This window comes from Phaeodactylibacter sp. (assembly GCF_040219495.1).
Taxonomy (GTDB): Bacteria; Bacteroidota; Bacteroidia; order Chitinophagales; family Saprospiraceae; genus Phaeodactylibacter.
Genome location: NZ_JAVJSK010000120.1, coordinates 22,096 through 42,801, shown reverse-complemented (window position 1 = coordinate 42,801; position 20,706 = coordinate 22,096). Strand labels below are relative to the sequence as shown.

Annotated in this window: 14 protein-coding genes; 4 read left to right on the top strand and 10 right to left on the bottom strand. The window is 49.7% G+C overall.

What is annotated here, in order from left to right:
• The 3 genes from RIC19_RS18920 to RIC19_RS18910 all read right to left on the bottom strand — a co-directional run.
• Positions 1-2,681: hypothetical protein (locus tag RIC19_RS18920; RefSeq protein WP_350179925.1), on the bottom strand; the 2,681-nt coding region annotated here is incomplete at its 3' end.
• Entirely contained in the window at positions 2,678-5,353 is a 2,676-nt protein-coding gene (locus RIC19_RS18915) for an OmpA family protein (RefSeq protein ID WP_350179924.1), read from the bottom strand. The genes RIC19_RS18915 and RIC19_RS18920, both read right to left, overlap by 4 nt.
• A 306-nt stretch (positions 5,354-5,659) precedes the next feature.
• Positions 5,660-6,721 (bottom strand): PorP/SprF family type IX secretion system membrane protein, encoded by a 1,062-nt coding sequence (locus RIC19_RS18910; protein ID WP_350179923.1) that lies wholly within the window; start codon positions 6,719-6,721, stop codon positions 5,660-5,662.
• Positions 6,722-7,536: 815 nt separating this feature from the next.
• Here RIC19_RS18910 and RIC19_RS18905 point away from each other — a divergent pair.
• The 4 genes from RIC19_RS18905 to RIC19_RS18890 all read left to right on the top strand — a co-directional run bounded on the left by RIC19_RS18905 (position 7,537) and on the right by RIC19_RS18890 (position 12,297).
• Positions 7,537-8,532: a hypothetical protein gene (locus tag RIC19_RS18905; RefSeq protein ID WP_350179922.1), complete on the top strand. Its 996-nt coding sequence runs from the start codon at positions 7,537-7,539 to the stop codon at positions 8,530-8,532.
• A 478-nt stretch (positions 8,533-9,010) separates the two neighbouring features.
• Positions 9,011-9,160: a hypothetical protein gene (locus RIC19_RS18900; RefSeq protein WP_350179921.1), complete on the top strand. Its 150-nt coding sequence runs from the start codon at positions 9,011-9,013 to the stop codon at positions 9,158-9,160.
• 145 nt (positions 9,161-9,305) lie between these two features.
• Complete coding sequence (locus RIC19_RS18895; RefSeq protein ID WP_350179920.1) at positions 9,306-11,258, top strand: caspase family protein; 1,953 nt, start codon at positions 9,306-9,308, stop codon at positions 11,256-11,258.
• A gap of 82 nt (positions 11,259-11,340) precedes the next feature.
• Positions 11,341-12,297 (top strand): 1-aminocyclopropane-1-carboxylate deaminase/D-cysteine desulfhydrase, encoded by a 957-nt coding sequence (locus RIC19_RS18890; protein WP_350179919.1) that lies wholly within the window; start codon positions 11,341-11,343, stop codon positions 12,295-12,297.
• A 172-nt stretch (positions 12,298-12,469) separates the two neighbouring features.
• Here RIC19_RS18890 and RIC19_RS18885 read toward each other — a convergent pair whose 3' ends face one another.
• From RIC19_RS18885 to RIC19_RS18855, 7 genes are all read right to left on the bottom strand, one after another.
• Complete coding sequence (locus RIC19_RS18885; protein ID WP_350179918.1) at positions 12,470-14,515, bottom strand: hypothetical protein; 2,046 nt, start codon at positions 14,513-14,515, stop codon at positions 12,470-12,472.
• A gap of 10 nt (positions 14,516-14,525) precedes the next feature.
• A complete protein-coding gene (gene purN / locus RIC19_RS18880; RefSeq protein ID WP_350179917.1) occupies positions 14,526-15,101 on the bottom strand; it encodes a phosphoribosylglycinamide formyltransferase in 576 nt (191 codons plus the stop codon).
• Between the two features lie 361 nt (positions 15,102-15,462).
• Positions 15,463-17,052, bottom strand: coding sequence for a hypothetical protein (locus RIC19_RS18875; protein ID WP_350179916.1), 1,590 nt, complete (start codon positions 17,050-17,052; stop codon positions 15,463-15,465).
• A gap of 25 nt (positions 17,053-17,077) precedes the next feature.
• Positions 17,078-17,977 carry a type IX secretion system protein PorD gene (porD, locus tag RIC19_RS18870; protein WP_350179915.1) on the bottom strand — a complete coding sequence of 300 codons (900 nt, stop codon included), beginning with the start codon at positions 17,975-17,977 and terminating at the stop codon, positions 17,078-17,080.
• A 22-nt stretch (positions 17,978-17,999) separates the two neighbouring features.
• Positions 18,000-19,199, bottom strand: a complete 1,200-nt coding sequence (coaBC, locus tag RIC19_RS18865; RefSeq protein WP_350179914.1) for a bifunctional phosphopantothenoylcysteine decarboxylase/phosphopantothenate--cysteine ligase CoaBC — start codon at positions 19,197-19,199, stop codon at positions 18,000-18,002.
• A 292-nt stretch (positions 19,200-19,491) separates the two neighbouring features.
• Complete coding sequence (locus RIC19_RS18860; RefSeq protein ID WP_350179913.1) at positions 19,492-19,833, bottom strand: DNA-directed RNA polymerase subunit omega; 342 nt, start codon at positions 19,831-19,833, stop codon at positions 19,492-19,494.
• Positions 19,793-20,626 (bottom strand): outer membrane protein assembly factor BamD, encoded by an 834-nt coding sequence (locus tag RIC19_RS18855; RefSeq protein ID WP_350179912.1) that lies wholly within the window; start codon positions 20,624-20,626, stop codon positions 19,793-19,795. Before RIC19_RS18855 ends, RIC19_RS18860 begins: the two co-directional genes overlap by 41 nt.
• Positions 20,627-20,706 lie beyond the last annotated feature (80 nt).

Here is a 20,706-nt window from a genome sequence, read left to right as displayed (position 1 = left end):
ATGACTTGCGCTTCTGTATTGCCACAGGCGTTCGAGGCAGAGAAGGTAAAGCACTGCTCCCCTGCTGTGCCCCCGCTGATGACGATCTCACCGTCTACCACAGGGATGACCGCGCCGTTGCATTCTGACCAGGTGTACGGGTAGCCGTAGCTGCTCACGTCTATTACGGTATCCTGACCAACGCACAGCTTCAGCGTATCTGGTAAAGCCGGTGGTGTAGGCGCTGTATTGACTTCAATGTCCACCGTATCGCTTACGTCTCCGCAAATGGAAGACAGGGTTGCTATATATTGACTGTTTCCTTGTAAAGCTTGTAACATAATTGTACTGCCTGTACCCAGTTGCGTACCTCCAGACCCCGTCCATACAATCGCAGTGTCTGGATACCCGGATGCAGTAGCGGTCAGTTCCACTAAGGTGTCTAAATCTGTCACACATAAAGAAAGCATACCATTCGGCTGCGCATCAATGGCAGGAATTGGAAGTACATTCACTGTAGCTGTAGCCTGTGCAATCCCCAGCGGGCTAAAACCAGTAATGGTGTAAGTGTAAGTTCCAGCGGTCAGACCATTCAGCTGTAATTCCAGCTCTGCCCCCAGAGGGTCTCCCTGAGGGTTGGTCCAAACGAGGCTGTCCACCAGAGCAGTATCAGGAATGATGGTAGCCTGCAGCGTGGCATCTGTTCCTTCGCAAATTTCAATATCAGGTACGCTGATCGTGAAGTCTACTTCTGATGGAGGTATCACATTAAAAAACAGCGTATCCGGGCAGCCATTGACCTCACCTACCACATAATAAGGTGGCGCAAACTGCTCAACGTTTAGGACAAATGTATCGTTACCATCATCATCAACTACGGTGCTGTCTCCCTGATACCAGGTGTATACCGCACTGTCATTATCTGAAGAAACGGTAATGATGGTCGATTCCTCTCCTAATTCAAAAGCATTCCCTTCAACCATCATATTCAGCCCCGGCACAAAATCAATCACCAGGGTATCTGAAAAGGTACCACAGTTGGGGTCGGTAATATCAAGTACATAGGTGATATCTTCTGTAGGGGTGATAACAGGAGACGCAACGGTAGGATCGCTAAGCCCGGTTGTGGGCGTCCAACTAAAGGTAAGATTATCATTACCGGCATTATCGAAAGTGGGCTGAAAAGTGTCGCCTTCGCACACCACCACCTCTTGCTCTTCTATACCTCCGATTAAGGCTCCACCCTCCACCTCAACGGTTGCTGAGAGTTGGCAGTTGTTGGCATCGGATACGGTTGCAATGTAAGTTCCTGCGATAAGGTTCGAAGCGTCAACGGTGTTATTATCCAAGTCTGTCACTTCCAAAGCATACGGTGGTATACCTCCGGTGGCCGCACTTAGTGCAATACTGCCCGGAATAATATTCCCCGGTTCGCAGCTTCCATCAATGACCGTTAGCTGCGCTTCTAAGGAAACCGGCTCAACGGACAGCATAAACTCGCAAATGCAATCATCCAGGGTACTTATTCGGCGTACCTCGTAATTGCTGTACTGTACTTCGACATATACCTCTTCGTTACCCGGTACGGAGGCAATAAGAAAACCGGAATTCAATTGCCGGATCTGGAAGGTTTCCTGTGCATCGCCGCTACCATCGAAGTACAGGAAAGCAGGATCACCTGGGCAAACCGGGTCCACAACCGACCAGCCATCGTTACAAACAAAATCAGGCGTATTCAGCTCAATTACGGCTTCTGCCTCACAGACGAAACCATATTCTACCTTTACCGTGTACAACCCTACTGAGAGGTTTTCAAAGGTATAGGGGTTATTGTTGGTCGTAATTTCCAGTGCATCATTCAGGGTAATGGTGTAAGGCGGAAAGCCTTCTTCCATAGTAACCGTAATCGCCCCATCATCACTGGTACAAAGCGAAGGGGGCGTACCGGTCAGTGTAATCGGGTTTTGTGCTTGCGGAATCGTTACCGCTATGGAGGTCAGGCAGCCCGCAGCATCCGTCACAATAAACGTATAGTCGCCCGGTGCCAGGGCCGTGATATTGACAATTCCATCCGCATTCAGGGTATTGCTGCCGCCATCGCCCCAGGAGATGGTGTAAGGCGCTGTCCCGCCACCAATTTCCAGCTTGACACTTCCCGACAGGTCTGCGCAGTTTCCTGCTGTAATTTTATTGATATTCACTTCGGGGCCTTCTTTGGTCCCAACGATGACCTCCGTTTCGATCAGGCAATCCCGGAGTGACTGATCTTCCAGTAGGTCGCTAATACCAATCACGACTGTGTAAACGCCGGGGGCCAGGTTTTCGGCACTCGGGCCGTCACTGATTCCACCTTCCCAATTGTAGACAAATTCGGTACCGGGCGGCAGTCCTACCGGAGTCACTGTTGCTGCCCCATTGCTTTGCCCGCAATCTGCATCAATGGAAATCCAGTTGACCTGGAAGTCCGGGCAGACCACATCACATACGAAGGAGGGGAGCGGCGGGGTAATGGTATCGGTTTCCACACCAGCCATTGAGTATAACGACGCCGGAGCAGACCTGTCGGTTTGCCAGTCGCAAAGGGTGCTGCCGTCATTCCAGGGGTACAAAGATTTGCTCCAGGCCGATGTACCGCCCAACAAGCAGAAGAGCAACACCAAAAGCCCGCTTCGTTTAAGGTTTACTAATCTGGTCTGTATCATTGTTCGGGATTTTTTCGCGTTTCATTATTGGTTTGGGTGCAATCTTCGTCCAGATTGAAAATCGTCAGATCCGGGGCTTTTTGTTCAGGCAGCACCACTTTCAGCTCTACACGCCGGTCCAGGGCTGCGCCAATATTATATTTGCCGTTTTCATCCCCACCGGGGAAGTTTCCACTTGCGGCTGATTCCCCCAGAGGACGCGGCACAATAAGAACCTTTGCATTAGTGCCTTCCGCACCCATAAAGTCGCCAAGCCTAAGACCATCTGCCTCCTGCTCCTCCATATACTCTCGAATACACTGTATCCTTCGGAGCGCAAGGCTATCATTGTAAATTTTATTACCTCTGGCACTACACATGCCTTGAATTTCGACCTGAATATGTTGATCGTCGTCTAGCTTTGTAGCCGCAAGAATCAGGCTTTTAGATAACTCGTTCAACGCATCCTGTCCATCCGCTACCTCATTGCCAAAGAAGCCCTCAATACGGCTTTGTACCGAATCAATCCTGGGGTTATTCTCGGAATAGATACTGCTCAGTTTAAGATACTCAATAGTAGCATCTTCAAAAGACTGATCCGTTACACTTGTGTAGCCCCGGAAGCCACCTGGAATACGGCCGGCACGGTTTGGTTTATCGTTATGAAAGTAAACGCGCATTTCTCTTCGCTGGTCGGCAGGTAAAGGGATATCAATTTCCTGAAAGCAGACTTTCCGGCATTTTTCCTTTGGAAAGAAAATCCCTTCAAGGGTATCCGGGTATAGCGTAACCACGCCTGGAAGTACCCCTTGAATTATCCGCTCTGTAGAATCAACGGTAATCCCTATACTATAATACTTATCAAAAGCCAGCCGGTAGAGCCCGGCTTGCCCATTGACTGACTGCAGTTGGTTGCCGCTGTTGTCTTGTACTGCTATACTCCCTATTTCGATTAGGTCGCCATTGAGAAAAAAGCCGGTTGAAACGGCCAACTCCACATAATCGGGGAGTAAATCTATAAGTACACTTGCGGTTTGAGTGGTATCGTATCTTGCCTGTCTGAGGTCAATGACCGTATCGATTTCCGTACCGATAGAGGCATTGGAGGCTAAAATACGGTATTGCCGGTATTGCTTAACAGGAATGGACTCGGCTATATCGTCCATAGAGGTCGTATTGATCAGGGTATCCAACTGCCGGCAGTCCGAAATATCAATGACCTGTAGTTGGGTGGGGGTATACCCCGCAGGTTTTTCGGCGCACTGCACGATCTCTACAAACAATTCGCGGTCAATCGGCATAGTGCCGGTAAAGATATCCTGGCAACAAGCGTCAATCGCTTCATCGAAGCGCCTCGACCTTGGCCGGTCTGAAGACAGGTAGACGGTGCTGCCGTCTCCGGAAGCAGAGAAGTACATATCATTGAAGCCTGTATTATAAGGTGCGCCCAGGTTGATGGGCGTAGTCCAGCCGCCCGCCGTTTTCAAGGATTTGAAAAGGTCATATAACCCGTAGCCCGGAGGGGCATCGGAGCCGAAGTAAAGGGTACTGCCCAACTGATGATAGAAAGGCGTGGATTCGTTCCATTTTGAGTTTACAGGTGCGCCGATATTAACGACTGAGCTGCCAGTCCCGGTAGCCTCATCAAAATTGGCTTGCCAGATATCGAGCCCCCCCAGGGTGCCGGAGCGGTCCGAAACGAAATAAAGCACGACCTCACCTGTGCTGCAGTCGTACCCAAAAGCAGGCTGTGTGGTGGTATATCGATCACTGGCATTGATGCCCATTGGCTGTGGTTCGCTCCAGGTACCGGTTCCCAGTTTTTTGCGTTGGTACAGCTGGCAACGGATGGAGTCGCCTTGCGGCTTGCAAGTGGAAAACACCATCCAATCTCCTGAAGGGCTTATCGTGCGGTGCAACGTGAAACGGTCTTCCTCATTGAAGGCGCCCGAGTTGGCTAAAACAGTAAGTACCGTGTCCATCCCACCGGTATCCCGTGCGGTAAACACAGCGCTGAGGTTTTTGGAGTAGGTGGTGGACTGCCGCTTACGCCTCAGCGGGTTGCGGTCAAAACGCAGGGAAGAAAAGTACAGCGTATCCCCCACTAGCACCGGTGCCAGATCGGAATAGCTGGAGTTCACCTTTTCGCTCGTCAAACGATGCAGGGTGTCGCGGTTGATCCAGCCATTGCGCTGTATGCTGTACTCTACTTTTTGGATACCAGCCACGGCCGCAGCACGGTAACGCTGTTGCAGAACCGGGTCTGTACTGACTTTTGAAGACAGCCCGTCTCTCACCTTTTCAAAAAACGATTGTGAAAGACGGTAATCTTCTTCGCTTTTGCCTTTAGACAACAGCAGCTGAGCTCTATAGAAGACCGTTCTTGCGTAAATGGAGTCGATCTGGTTATTATCTTCTGAGGCGACCATGAGGTTCGCAAAAACCGAGTCTGCTTTAGAATAATAATTAAACCGCTGTGCGGATAGCCCATATTGGAAATTCAGCAGGCGCCGGGGTCGGCTGTACTTGCTGTCCTCATAGTTGAGTACAACCTCGTAGCATTTAAAAGCGGTGAAGTAGTCCCGGCTTTCGTAGGCCTCATCCCCGGCTTCAAGTACTTTTTCCAATGACTGGCTGGCTCCCCAAAGGGGTAATAGCAGAGTCAGCAGCATGGACAACATCTTGATATTCATAGATATTTTATTGTCTCCATTAGGTAATAAAAAGCGCCGCTGGAATGGTCCGGCAGCAGGCTTCCTAAGAAGTACGGGCAAATGTAATTCTTTATCATAACTGGCCTGATGCCTGTTGCCCGCAGGCAGCATGGCCTTGAAACGTGAATTAGGTACGATGCAGGAACGCCATAACCATCGCAGTTAGGGGGGATGATAGGGCGCCGGTCGGGTTTTGGGTCGTTCTTATTATTCCGGCACCACCGTTCTTGCTGAAGCAAAGACGGTCAGTTTGCTCATAGTACCTAATGGCTCTTTACACCGAGCCTATAATAATGGACAGAAATAGTTGTCCAAACATATTTGGCTCAGCGTGTAGCGGACTGTCAGTTCCCAACCACCACGGTTGCGGGTCGCCACATCAAAAGCCGAAATATTGATATCGTATGAAAATCCGGCAAAAATATCGCCATACTGCATGCCGATTGCAGGATAAACCACGTCGCCCAATTCGTTATTGAACCGGTATCCACAACTCAACTCAAGCGCAGTAACGCTGCCAGGGGTTTTATCGAAAAAAACACGGCCCCCAAAGTTGGTCAGCCATTCCTTATAAACTCCCTGGAACTGAAAATTCAGATTGGCAAAAATATCGACAATTGGATCCACCTGCTTATTGGCCAGGATATAGGGGCTTATCCGCATTGGCAAATCCGCTCTTTCGCCCCTGCCCATATCATCAAATGCCTGATCCGGCCGGTTGAGGTGAAATACACCTACACCTATATCTATTGAGGAACGGTTTTTAAGCGTATTGACAATCTCACAGTTGCTGAAATCCTGAATCCGGAGGTTCAGCCCTGCGCTAAAGTCGGCAAAATCATTATTCAGGTTTTGAAACCCTTCGTTATTGTCCAGGCCTGCATTGCCCCCACTAATGGTAGGGTCGTACTGATTGTCAAAAAGCAATGGGTTGATATCGAAATCTCTACGGGCCAGGCCCGACTGAGCCCCGGCGGTAATGAACACCTTTTCTGCAAGCCGGTGCGTGTAGGAAAGGTTCAGGTTGAGGTTGGTGTTTTGCAGCCTGGCCAAACCTGCACGGTCGTAGTTGAAAGAAGCGCCCACGGCCCAAAAACCATTCTTCATCAGGTTGCGGTTAGGGAGCTTCACATCAGCACTGGCCGAAAAGGTAAGGTAGTTAACAGGTACCGTCCGCCATTGCTGCCGGGAGTTACTAATGGCACGGAATTTGCCTCTGAATATGCCTGTGAGGGCTGGATTCGTAGTAGCCGGGGCATAGCCGAACTGAGAATAGTGGATATCCTGAGCGCTCGCTCCCGGCATAACCCAGTAGACCAAAAACGCAATGTATAGTAACTTTCTCAAAATGGACCGTTTTAACTTAATTTAATACTTCTTGATTACGCTTAGGGGGGCTGAGCATTCCCTCAATAGCATCCCGGTAGTGCTTATTGCACCTGAATGCCAAGAGTTTATACCGGCAACAGGAAGGCAGGAAACCCCAAACCACCAATTATCCGTATAAAAAAAGTTGCTATTATTCTAGGTCTGTGCTCAATATACAGAAAAGATTTCGCTAAAACCGGATAACAATTGTCCTGTATATCGTCGTAAGGGGGGAGTTATCGCTGGCAAGAACTTTCACCCGCCAACGCTAAATGTATACGTTTGGGCATCTATTTTCGTTACATAAAACTCTAATATAATTGAAAATATTTCGGATTGAAGCCGTTTTGTTGCACAAATGCATTGGTTTTACTAACTTTATGCCATAGCCATATGATACCTTATCTAAATTTTTTAATAGCAATGTAACATTTCGAGCTTCGTGCTCGTTAAGAGATTCGTCTATCCACAAAAAAACCGGTCTAACTTTTTAGTCCTTTTTTTTGGCAGAGACATTAAGATATATTTTTTTCTAAATTGAATTTATGTTTATTAGAAAAAAAGTTATATCTTGCCCTTAAATCAAAATTAGGGTCCCAACTCCGATTTTGATACGGTGAAGGAGTGACGTCCTTCATTGCCCAATATCCTAAATTTTGTTCTTCGTTTGACGCCTTTTAGGAAGGGGTCGTTTCAATTAGTTTCCCAGCTTTTGAAAACAACTCCAGCCTAACGTAACTGAAGGTACTTCCCAATACCTCGGTTATTTACCAACTTCAAAAACTTCATTAGGCGTGAAACAAGTAACAACTTTACTCATCATGGTCATGACTATGGGCCAGCTGAACGCAGAGACAATTCTCTTCGTCAAGCAAAATAGTCAAGGAAATGGTTCCTCTTGGGCAAATGCCTTAGGCTCCGTTCAGCAAGCGCTGAAAGTTGCTAAGAAAGGCGATGCCGTCTGGGTTGCTCAGGGAGAGTATTTCACAACTTCAGGTACAAACCGTAACCTGTATTTCAAAATCAAGGATGGTGTAAAGCTATACGGAGGCTTTGCAGGTACCGAGTCGTCTCTGACGCAGCGTAACGTCAATGCCAACCGCACAATTCTCAGCGGAGAAATTGGCACACCTTCCCTGGAAGACAACGCATATACCGTTGTTTATACCGAAAATGTAGGTCAGGCAACCGTGATTGATGGATTTATCATCACGGGCGGTACTGCTAATGTAGAGCAGGAAGGTGAAAGCCATGTTATGGAGTCCTGCGGTGCCGGCTGGTACAACCTCGCAAATGGTAAGAACTCCTCTCCTACTATCCGCAACTGCAAGTTTATTGACAACAAAGCCCGTGAGGGCGCTGGAATCTACAATCTGGCCCTCAACGGTGAGTGCAGCCCGGTAATCGAAAAGACACACTTTATTCAGAATACAGCAACGCTCAACGGCGGTGCGATCTATAATAGTGCAAGGGGTGCTCAGAGTAAAACAGCACCTAAGTTAAAAAACGTTGTTTTCGAGTACAACATCGCAACCTACGGTGGCGGTATCATGAATAAAGCCCATAACGGTCAGGTTGCTCCTCTGGTAAGCCACTGCCGTTTCATTTCCAATAAGGCGCACTTCAGAGGCGCTGGTGTCTATAACGACTTCAAAGGTACCGGCACGTCAAAAGCAATTATGATCGGTTGTGTACTCCAAAAGAATATCTCTTCCGTTGGCACTCCGGTTAGCAGCCGTACGGGTTCTTTCTCACAGGATGCAACCTTCAACAGCAACGGATTGCGCTAAGGAATGATAGCAGCTCCTGCATTCCCACTCTTTGGATGCAGGTAACGAATAACAGCCTAATGAACACACCAAATGGGATTTACGTGATACGTAAATCCCATTTGGTTTTATATCCACCTGTGTGCGGACCCGATCAGTTGGTACACCCTCCTCTTCCTCAACATCCTCGTACTCCTCCCCTAGAAGCCTGTCCCACGCTCCGGGAAGAAGCATTCCGAATCCTTTGCTCTTAGCCTGTCACTAATCATCCGGTTTTTTCAATTTACAATCTTTTAAATATAAGATATTGCTAATAGCGTTTATGAACGCTAATCTGATTACTTCGTTTGGCTTTGGTTTAGCCCTTTCTAAAAACAAAAGGAGGGCTTTACTTGCAACCTTATCAAAAAAAGCTTCGTACGTATAAAAGAACGTTCAATATGGAATTTTTCAATAACTGTTTTCGTTAAAAAAACAGCTATTTCTAAAAACCGATGTAATGAAGCCTTTAACGCAACCCTCAAGGGTAAGCCATACGCTTAATTTCCTGATACCTTTCCTGACATCAGCGGTCTTGTACCAAGACAGCCGGCCACCTCGCGTTGCCAATCATTGCCACTACAACAGTGAGAAGATTGGACGGGGCTGACCGAATACCTGAATGAGCGCCTAAAGGATGGACGGCAGGTCTAATGCTTGTTTCAATCTGCTGTTTGCAGAAAACCCGGTCCATCAGGTGTGGCATTTCCAAAGTAAACACAGCATTCATCATAGCCCAAAGCAAGTAACAAATCATGAAAAAGAACACATTGACTCTTATCGCCCTAGCCATGATCTGGTGCACCAGTATCCTCTCTGCACAAACCTGCATAGAAGGCGACTGTGAAAACGGGGAAGGGACACTGATCCTGGAAAACGGCATTAAATACGTAGGACAATTTAAGGATGGCCAGTACCACGGTGTTGGCATCTGCTATTGGCCAAACGGAGGCGGCCGTTATGAAGGAGAGTGGCGAAATAACCTGCCTCACGGTAAGGGTTCACGCCTCCTAAGCACCGGAAAAAGACAAGTTGGCTGGTTTGAGGACGGGATTTTTGACGGTCATTCCAAACCAGGCGAAGCCGTACAGACTAAAGGAGGCTCTGTGCGCATTGACCGGTATTCCAAGGGCTGTATTTCTGGCACCTGCTCTAATGGGCGAGGTGTGTACGTGTACAGTAATGAAGCCATGTATATTGGCTGGTTCCGTGACGGTAATCGGGATGGCCATGGTATTTGCCACTATCCAAATGGTAATACCTACGAAGGCGACTGGAAGAATGGCAACCCTCACGGCTATGGCACCATGACTTATGCCAATGGGCAGGAATGCTATGGCCGGTGGGTCAATGGAACATCTATAGAAGGCTGCCAAAACACCACTAAAGCTGGCAATGAAGTCGAAGCCGGTTGCCTTTCCGGCAACTGTGTTAGTGGAAAAGGCCGCATCGTATACCTGGACCGGTCTGAGTATGAAGGCTCTTTTGAGAAAGGAAAACCTAATGGACGGGGCACCATGTACCGGGCCAATGGCAACCGCTACGTTGGCGAATTCAAGAATGGGTTCTACCACGGAGAAGGTGTCCTCTACCGCCCTAACCAATCTGCCCTGGAAGGCCAGTGGATGGACGGGGAGTTCATCGGGCATCAGACACCGATATCAAAGGGGTGTATCTCCGGTGACTGCCGCAATGGGACCGGTACTTACATTTTCAAAAACGATAATAAATACATAGGTACGTTCAAGGATGGATACCCTCATGGCAGGGGGACTATCATTTATTCTAATGGAGAACGCTACGAAGGCGAACTCGAAATGGGCTATCTGCAAGGGCATGGTACTCTCTTCACCAACGCCGGCGAGCAACGCTCTGGCCTCTGGGAAAAAGGAGAGCTGGTCCGTGAAAAGGTAGAGCCAGTGCTGCCGTCTCGCCAAACATCCCCTCAACCGTCACCCGCTATTAATGGCAATAACAATCCTGAGTTAGAGGTATTTGCGGTAGTGATTGGCATATCCACCTACACCAGTATGCCCCCACTGAATTATACAGATGACGATGCCTACCAGATGTACGCTTTTCTGAAAAGCCCGGAAGGCGGCGCACTTGATGATGACCACATCCGTATCCTGATTGATGAAGCAGCAACCCTCAACCGTATCAAATATACAATGAAAGAGGTCTTCAGCCGGGCCGGGCCCGAAGACCTGATCATGCTTTATTATTCAGGGCACGGGTATGATGACGCCTTCCTGCCCATCGACTTCAATGGGTTCCGCAATAAGCTGTTTCATAAGGAGATCATTGGTATCCTGGAACGCAGCCCGGCGAAGTATAAACTATGCATTGCAGATGCTTGCTACAGCGGGGGCTTGCTGACCGCAAGAGGTGGCGTGCCCAGTCAGCTTACTCAGGATTTCTACGACCGGCTGGCAGAAGCCTCTCCAGGTACTGCCCTGATCATGTCTTCCAAATCTAATGAAACCTCGCTCGAGGCCAAAGGCTTACGGCAAGGCGTATTCAGCCACTACCTGATCCGTGGCTTGAAAGGCGAAGCAGACCAGAACCGGGACCGTTATGTTGACATCTCCGAGCTTTTCCGGTTTGTGAGCCAAAATGTACAGAACTATACAGGCTCCAAGCAGTCTCCAATGATTGAGGGTGACTACGACCGGGAGATGCCGGTTTCCATTCGCCGCACACCATAGTACAACCGACTAAGCGTATACAAATATTTCTCTGCCGGGTGGATGCATATACCACCCGGCAGATTTTTTTTTACTTTAGGGCATGCCAGCAATTTCATCGCTTCTTGAACATGCGCCATCGCCGCTTGAGCCGATTGTACTCCCGGCATTTGAAGACGCAGTCCTATCGGTACTGATCAAGAGAGACGATCTACTCCGGATGGGGCCGGACCTGGCACTGTGCGGGAATAAGTGGCGTAAGTTAAAATACAACCTTGCTGCGGCCCAATCAGCAGGCGAGCAGCAATTACTTACTTTCGGAGGGGCATTTTCCAATCATATTGCAGCGGTAGCGGGTGCAGGTGTGGCCTTTGGGTTCAAAACCACAGGCGTCATCCGAGGTGAAGCACCTCAGGCGCTCAACCCTACGCTGCGGTTTGCCAAAGATTGCGGCATGCATCTGCATTTTGTGAGCCGTTCTGCCTTCCGGCAAAAAGACGATCCACACTTTCTGGCCAAGCTGCAGCAGGATTTTGGGCCGTTCTACCATTTGCCGGAGGGCGGTACGAATGAGCTAGCCCTTGAGGGAACCCGTGAAATCGTTAAGGAGACGATTCAGCAGCACCCCAGTCTACAAGTGGATTACTGGTGCGTCAGTGCCGGCACCGGCGGCACTGCAGCCGGCATGATCCTTCAGGCTGCTCCACAGAGTAAAGTCCTGGTTTTTTCAGCACTTAAAGGCGACTTCCTTAAACATGATATTGAAGGTCTGACCGGCCGGCAGGCAGGCACAGGCTGGGATTTAATAACCGATTTCCACTTTGGGGGCTACGCCAGGTACCGCCCTGAACTGATCGGTTTCCTCAATGATTTCTACCAAAAGTACGGTATCGCACTTGACCCCGTTTACACCGGAAAACTGTTCTTTGGGCTGGCAACACTAGCCAGGCAAGGCTACTTTCCCAAAGGCAGCACCGTCGTCGCCGTACATACCGGTGGTTTACAAGGTGTGGATGGGTTCAACGAAAGATTTGGGGGCTTGCTCCATTATGCCCCCTGATGCCTTCCCCGGGGCCAGGGGCAAAAAAAGAGCGCCCCCGGACCACGTCAATGGCTGCCCGGAGGCGCTCTCGTTTTTCATGCGATGTAAATCGACAACGTAGCGTTAATGTGGGCGTCAAGTTAGTTTAGCGCCTGTTGCATATCCACTTGATAAAGTACGCCATCCCTTCTTAGCGCACCCGGCCATACCGTTCTCCATCGATATACTCAATGAGGTATGCACTCGAATAGCCTTTGGCTTTGACATCACTGAGCGCCTTTCGTGCATCGGGCAGAGAAAAGAAGTCGGCGAGCATCACCCGGTTGAGGTTCCGGGCAATAATAAACTCTGTCTGTATGCTGCCCAAATTTGCGATATTACTGAAGCGGGCGGGATCAAAACTACCAACCGCTGCGATCTGAACTTTATAGTACGTACCCGTATGCCGCGGTGCCGTTGTTTCGTACTCGTAATTGTCGTTCGGGTTCTGGCTTCTCGTGCGGTAAGGCGGAACCGGGTTCATATTGATACCCGTAGTAGGCTCCGGTGGATAGTTTATCACCGGCTCCTCTGGCTCAAGTGGTTCGGTACGATCAGGACTGGTATTCCCGGGATAAGGGTCACTATTTTCATCTATAACCGGAGGTTCAGGAATACCAAGCCCCTGCCCTTCCTTTTCGAGGAAGATCGGTTGCCCGTAGGAGTAGGTATTCTCATCATTGGCATTCACCCGGTAAGAGCCAGGCCGGTAGCCATAAGCACTAACTTCTACCCTGAACTGCCGGTTGGGTAAAATATCAAAGGCGTAATTACCTTCACCGAAGTTCTGGCTTCTCAGCTCAGACTCTCCATTTGGGCCGACCTCAAACAAGCGTACCGTGATGGCTCCGATGGGGTCACCGCTGGCCCGGTCGTATACATTGCCTTTCAGGACCACCCGGCGGCCGCCTTCCGAAAACTCAAAGATATCTTCGTGGGCCGTCGTGATTTTACCGCCAGCGTATACCCGGTTGGACGTAAAGAAACCACCGTTGCGGGAAGGGTTGAGAATGTAGAAGTAGTCATCAGCACTGGAGTTGACCGGCATACCCATATTATCAGGTTGCGACCAGCTGACCTCGTCGCCGGTAGACTGGAAAATATCAAAGCCCCCCATGGAGACATGCCCGTTGGAAGCGAAGTACAAGACCTGGTTCTCCCGGTCATAAAACGGTGTAATTTCATCGCCCAGGGTATTGACCACTGGCCCCAAATTTACCGGGAAGCTAAAGTCGTTATTGTCAATCCCCAGATCACGGGATGCATACCAAAGGTCCATTCCACCCAGGCCACCTTCCCGATTGGAAGTAAAGTAAAGGATTTCACTTCCACGCTGATGGGTCACAAAAGGGTGCGTAGCTGTTACCCCTTGCGTGTTGATGTAATCCGGCAGGCGCTCCGGCTGAGACCATTGGCTGCCTATCCGTTTGCTGATAAAAATCTCACAGCGGTTCTTCACATCATTCCAGTTCTTATCGTCATTATTGCAAACGGTGAAATAAATGCGGTTACCATCCGGAGACATAGCGCTGTTGCAGAAGTGCCCCTTTTGAATAACCGGGAAGTTGCGGGGCGCCTCGCCCTCCGTCCATTTGTTGTTGTCCCGCTCAGAGACGAAGATGCGGGCGCGTTCGCCCTGATTGGAAGAGAAGTATAGCTCATTGTCAGAAATCGGGAAAGGAGCGAAGTCCTCTTTTTCTGAATTGATCCCATCGCCAGGCAGGGCGATATTAAGCTCGCGGTTGGCATTAGCGGGGGCTTCCATACCGAATTTACAGCCCACAATTTCCACTCGGATGATTTCTTCCAGGATTTCCTTGCCATCCCCGGTGTAGCCCTCCAGGAACTCCTCAAATGCAGTAACTGCGCGGTCGTACTGTCCGTCTTGCTTAAGGCAACGGGCATACTTTAAGCCTACGAGCGGAAAGTCATCATTCTTATCTTTAACAGGCAGGTAAGCCTCTACTGCGTTGCGGTAATCACGCAGGGCATAATAGATTTCTCCGGCTTTATAAGTGAGTTCCTCTTTTTTGCGCTTTTTACTATAGGCTTCACTATATTTTTCAGCTGCAGTTTTAAGGTCTCCTTCCTCATAAGCCTGCTCGGCATCTTTACGCAAGCTTCTCCAGCTCTGCGCTTCCAATGCAGGCGATAAGCCGGTAAGGAAAAGAAGCAGTAATAAGTAATTGCGGATCATGACTTCGGTATTATGAATTTAGTGCATTAATGTATTTCTCGATAACGGGTGCAAAGTGCACATGTTCCAGTTGACGCACCTTGGCGGCGATCTGCTCCGGCGTATCGGCAGCAGTGACGGGGCAGCGGACCTGGAAAAGCGTATCCCCTTCGTCGTAGGCTTCGTTGACCAAATGTATGGTAATGCCTGTATTTGTCTCGCCGGTCTCCTTCACGGCGCGGTGTACGTGCATCCCATACATGCCTTTGCCTCCAAATTTGGGCAACAAGGCCGGATGAATATTGACTATGCGATTAGGGTAGGCATTTACCAGGTAAGGAGGGACAAGCCATAAGAATCCGGCCAGTACAATGAAAGTAATTTGAGCTTCAGCCAACGCTTCCAGTGCCCCTTCTGACTGATAGAAACCCGGCCGGTCAAGCAGCAACGTTTTCACGCCTTGCTGTTTTGCCATTGCCAACACCGGCGCATCCGGCTTATTAGCAACGACGAGCCTAACTTCAATATTAGGATGCGCCTTGAAATATTCAATAATTTTTTTCGCATTGCTTCCGGTCCCGGAAGCAAAAATGGCTATTCTTTCCATGGTTTTTCGGTCGGTCCTACGGTTACGAGCTTGTTGGAGTTTTTATGGTTGAGCAAAAGCAAGCAAATTTAATTTCATATTAAGCAAAAAAATCGGTCCTGTTCGGGCAATACGGCAAAAAAATAACGCCCTGTAAAATTAAATTTGCCCCCCACAACTGAGCGATGGAAAAACCAACAAACGCGAAGGTAGCTCGGGGCTACCGCGCTCAGCCCAAATTACGCTTTTTTGTGATATCCTAAAGGTGGATAAACCGGCAAAAGCTTTCCTAAAGCCATCCTGATGTGCGCTTACCAAACCAGGCAGCGCCACCGGATGAAAACGCACTAGCCGCAGCGCTTATTTCTTAAAAGGGAAGCCCTCAGAGGAACTGAAGCAGCCCCAGCCGGTAGGAGCGCCCCCGCTCTCCGTAAATGATCATTTTGCGGCTGCCCGTTTGCTTACAAATTTTAGGGCGGGTGATGATACCTGCATCCCGGTTATTGTAGAGTGGGTACATTTCAAGAGCGCCCCCTTTACGGATCTCCGCGAGGGTGATGATGGAGTTCCGCCCATTGAAGTTATAGAGGACATTATCGTTTTTCGAGGTGTAGTTGCGGTTGTTATCGTTAAAAAGGAAGTACAGCCGGTCGCGCACTACAGCCATAGAATAGGAAGAGTAGTAACCGCCGTCGTTCACGGTTTCCTGTCGTTTAGGTATACGCTGCGCCCATTCCATAGAGCCATCTGGCCGAATATTGACCACGATAATATCATTGTAGTTGTAGAACTCATCGAACCGCAGCGTGCCATCCCACATACGATAAGTCTGCTGATAAACGAAGTACTGCTCTGCCACAATAACGGCACCACCGTCACTACGCAGGATCAGCTCATTGAGGGCAAATCGGTTGAGTTCGGCTTGTTGGTTGGTATTACCTGACGCTTCGGCGCGCTCGGCCCGCCGCTGCTGCCCCTGCCGCATAAATGCCGTACGGAACTCAAAGTCAAACTCCTGAAGGCTGATATTAAAGGCTTCTTCCGTTTCCGGGTCGACCCGAAAGAAGCAGGTGCCTTTGATACTTGTCGTCCCTTTTTCAGAATAAAAACCTGCACAAACCAAATCGCCTTCATTCCCGATGCGGAAGGTCATGTCTGTGATAAACTTATCCTTGACGGCGATCCGGTACTCCTGTTTGTCTTCACCATTATTGGTATAGGCTAGGATCACGTACTGATAATTAGCCAAGCCCCGGCGGACGGCCTGAGCGGAGCCATCCAGATACTGTATGCACAGCAGGTACACGTTGCCCTGCTCATCAATGCGGTAATCTTCTACCGCAAACTGCTGCTCGCTGTACGGCAGGCGGATATTTTTTGCCCAGAGTTCCTGCATTTGGTTGTCAAAAACCCGAATAGCGAAGCGTTCCGGCTCTTTTCGCTTATTGTCAAGCTGACTGTAGAGGAGCACCTTGGAGCTATCTTGGGAGATCAGCAAGTTGAATGCCCCGGCCCGGGCCCGGTTGGCTGCCGGGATTTCGGCAATCTTGGTCAGGTTGCGTTCCGGCTGCAGCCTGCTGTTCAGCTTTTGGTAAAAGAGGTAGTTGTTGCGTTGCGCCTCGTTGTTGAAGCTCGTGAAGAAGTAGAAGTTGCCGCCAATTTTCAATAAGTCCTCGAATTCCCGCCACTTGCGCTTGTATTTAAGCGGGAGTTCCACCGAGCGCTTCAGCCGCTGCCGGTCATCGTATTGCTCTATGAAGACCTCTCCCCGTGAAATGGCACTTCCCCTACGCTCCCGGAGGACGTAATAAGCATCCGGAGCGACTTCCACCACCTTCGTGATACTCGACCTTGAGGGTTCTGTGATATCCGGGCCCCAGGATATTTCTCCGGGCATCCGGTCTTGCTGTGCAGTTGAAATGGTACTGCAACCTGCGAAAATAAGAAGTAAAACAAGGGTCTTCAATGACATGGTCTTGATTTAAGCACTTGATCCGTTATTTTAATTCACGGAATTTGGTGGTATTGGAGGCATCTAGCCGGGTCATGGTCTGCACCACTTTGTTCTTTTCCTGGGGCGTGCCCTTTTTGAAAATCTCCATGATTTCATCCGCTTTGGTATCTGAAAAAGTCTGTATGATCATGGAGTTGGGGTAAGCCTGATCTACGTCGCGGAACTGCTCCATCGAGGCCGCTATAATAGCGCGGCAAGTGCCCACATCGTTGGAGGCTACGTCCAGCCCCTGACGGTGGTACTCATACCAGGCCTGACGGAAGGGGCGTACCCTTGGTGAAAGCAGGTTCTCGATCAGGAAGAAACGGCTGGGGTCTCCATCAATGGCACGCCAGCCCGGGCTTGCAGCCGCAGCGCCGTCCGGCACCATGTTAATAATCTCCTGGGCGGACTGAAAATGCGGCTCCCCGCCATAAGCAGCGTAGCTGTCGTAGTCCAGCCCCAAAATTATATAGGCATAGAAGGCCAGGCAGGAAGAGAGGTTATCATTGAAACGGTTGAGGCTAAACTGAATAGGCTGAAAGGGCTCGTAAGTGAACACCACGCCTTTGTCAATGTAGTTGAGCAACGGGGTTTCATAATTGCTGTTGTAAACCGGCCGGGAAGCCTGCACGGCAATATCTGCCTTAAAAGCCACCTGCGAAAGCTCCTCCTGAATCGTAATCAGGACATTTGCCCTGATCCGCTCTTCCGGCTCGAAGGCATCACTGGTCCACTTTTGGTTGTTCATGAACTCCTCGATGGAGTTGGAAAGGGTCTGAAAAATCTGCGGGTCAGCCTGCTGCAGTTTTTGAACATTGGTACGGACACTCACCTCAAGTTCCTGAGCTGCTAAGCTCAACAAGCCGCACAACAGTATTCCTGTCAGGATAATTTTTCTCATTGTACTCGTTCTTTTCGATTGGTCAGCCCCACAAATCCTGGAGGGCATTGACGATATCAACAGCAACAGCTGTCTTGAATTTTAACTCAAATTCGCGCTTCTTATTGCCCTTGCTCAGGAGCGTGATCTTATTCGTATCGTGGTTAAAACCAGCGCCGGTGTCGGCGAGGCTGTTCAGGACAATGAGGTCCAGGTTTTTGCGCGCGAGTTTGGCTTTAGCATTTTCAAGGCCATTTTGCGTTTCCAGCGCAAAGCCTATCAGGCGTTGGTGGGCGGCTTTGGTTTGCCCGAGTGCAGCGGCAATATCCGGGTTACGGATCAGGCGCAGGCTCATCTCCTCTCCTTCTTTTTTAATTTTTTGATCCGCTGCTTCGGCGGGCCGGTAGTCAGCAACGGCTGCTGCCAATACCGCTGCATCACAACGGCCAAACACCTCCGTGGCAGCCTTATACATTTCGCGAGCTGTTCCCACCCTGGTGACTTCCACTCCGGGACGGGAAGGGGACAAGGCAGACGGGCCCAGTACCAGATGAACGGCTGCCCCACGGGCATTGAGCTCATCCGCTATAGCGATCCCCATCTTACCACTCGAGCGATTGCCGATAAAACGTACCGGATCGACAGGCTCGTAGGTGGGGCCTGCTGTGACCAACACACGTTTGCCCTTCAGGCTTTGTGCGTACGCGAAGTGACCAGACAAAACCTTAACGATTGCTTCCGGTTCTGCCATACGCCCCTCCCCGATCAGCCCACTTGCCAACTCACCGGTACCTACGGGGATAAGCTGATTGCCAAACCCCTTCAGCCGCCCGACGTTCTCGAGGGTAGCCGGGTGTTTCCACATATCCAGGTCCATAGCGGGTGCAAAAAAAACCGGGCACCGTGCGGATAGATAGGTGGCCGCGATGATGTTGTCACAAATACCATGAGAAAGCTTAGCCAGAGTCGTAGCCGTTAGGGGTGCCAGTACCATGGCGTCTGCCCAAAGCCCCATTTCAACGTGGTTGTTCCAGCTATCGCCCGAGGCGACGTCAGTATGTACCTTATTCCGGGAAAGGGTAGCCAGGGTGAGCGGCGTGATGAAATCGGTAGCTGCTGCCGTCATCAGTACCTGCACCTCAGCCCCTGCCTTGATCAGCAGCCGGACCAGAGATGCCGCTTTATAAGCAGCAATACTGCCGGTGATGCCCAGAAGAATTTTCTTACCGTGGAGTGCAGACATGGGTCAGGACGGTTAATTGCAGGGAGAAAGTACTAATTACGAAGAGCAGGGGAAAGGGCGTGCCTATCCTCTGCTCTCCTGAAAATCATCAGACTTGATGCGTCGGGTCAGCGCAGTGGGAAAAATGAGCTGTTTTCAACCAGGCAAAGGCTTTTTTCAGGAGCTTAGCCTGAGCTAAGTGACTAAAAAAAGGCATAGCGTGGGAAGGGCAGCGCCATTTTAACCCTGTAATAATCCCCGACGCATCAAGTCTATTATACCGGAAGCGACTAGCGCTCCGGGGCCATCCAAACTAGAGGTCGTCTTCCTGCTTTTTGTTGTAGCGGCTGTAGAGTTCACCATTGATGTACTCTTCAGAAGCTATGACGACAGGGTTAGGCAGGCGCTCGTAGAACTTGGATATCTCGATCTGCTCCTTATTCTCACTCACCTCCTCGATGGCATCAGAAGATACCGCAAACTCCTCGAGCTTTTGGTGCAGCTCATGCTTGAGCTCTATTGCCAGTTGACGAGACCGCTTGGTAATGATGACCAACGCTTCGTACACGTTGCCGGTATTTCTGGCCAGGCCGTGCACGTCGCGGGCTCTAACATTAGGATCTAGCCCCTGTACTTTTGTCTTGATATCTGACATTCTCTAATTCTTTTAATTGATCGGTTGACTGTTCATACATCTTCTGAACTTCATCTGCGTAGCGGCTGTCGCCATAACGGGACAGGAACTCAGAAGCACGCTCCACGGCATCCGTATAGCGTTCTTTTTGTTTTTCAACGAAGCTGTTTTTCGACAGCAAATAGGCAGACCGAATGATCATATACCCAATTTCAACCCGGTTTTTCGTGTCCGGAAAATCCTTGAGCACATTCTCAAAAGACTGAATAGCGGCCTGATAATCCTGAACATCGAAGTAAAGCTCTGCCGCTTTGTAGGCTTTGAGCTCCAGCTTAGCCCGCATAGCGTCTATTAGCTTATTGCACTGCTCTACCCGTTCGCTGTTGGGGTAGGTATTAACAAACAACTGAAAGCCCTCGATGGCCTCATTGGTATACTGCTGGTCCAACCGGAAAATAGGAGACAGCTGGTAATTGGAATAAGCCGACATAAAGTCTGCTTCTTCCCGTAACTCACTCGTACCGTACGTGGTGGAGAAGTTTTTAAAGTAGTAGGCCCCCAGAATATATTGCTCGAGATAGTAGTAAGTGTAGGCATACTTGAAATAAATCTCTTCTGCCTCGCGCTTACCGCGATAACTGCTGATGATAATCTCAAACAAGGCTTGCGCCTTCTGATACTCTTCTGCCTCGTAGTAAGCTAAGGCTTGGGAGTAAATGCGGTCCACATCTCCGCTTGTACGTATTTTTTCAAACTCGCTTTTGCAGGAAGCCAGGCTTAAACTGATAACAGCGAGTAACAGTAGTCGTTTCATAAGTTTGCAAAATTACAGCTTTTTGGACAATAGTTCAAACTTTGTTACCCTCAAGGAGGGCAAAAAAGCCGCTTAGGTTG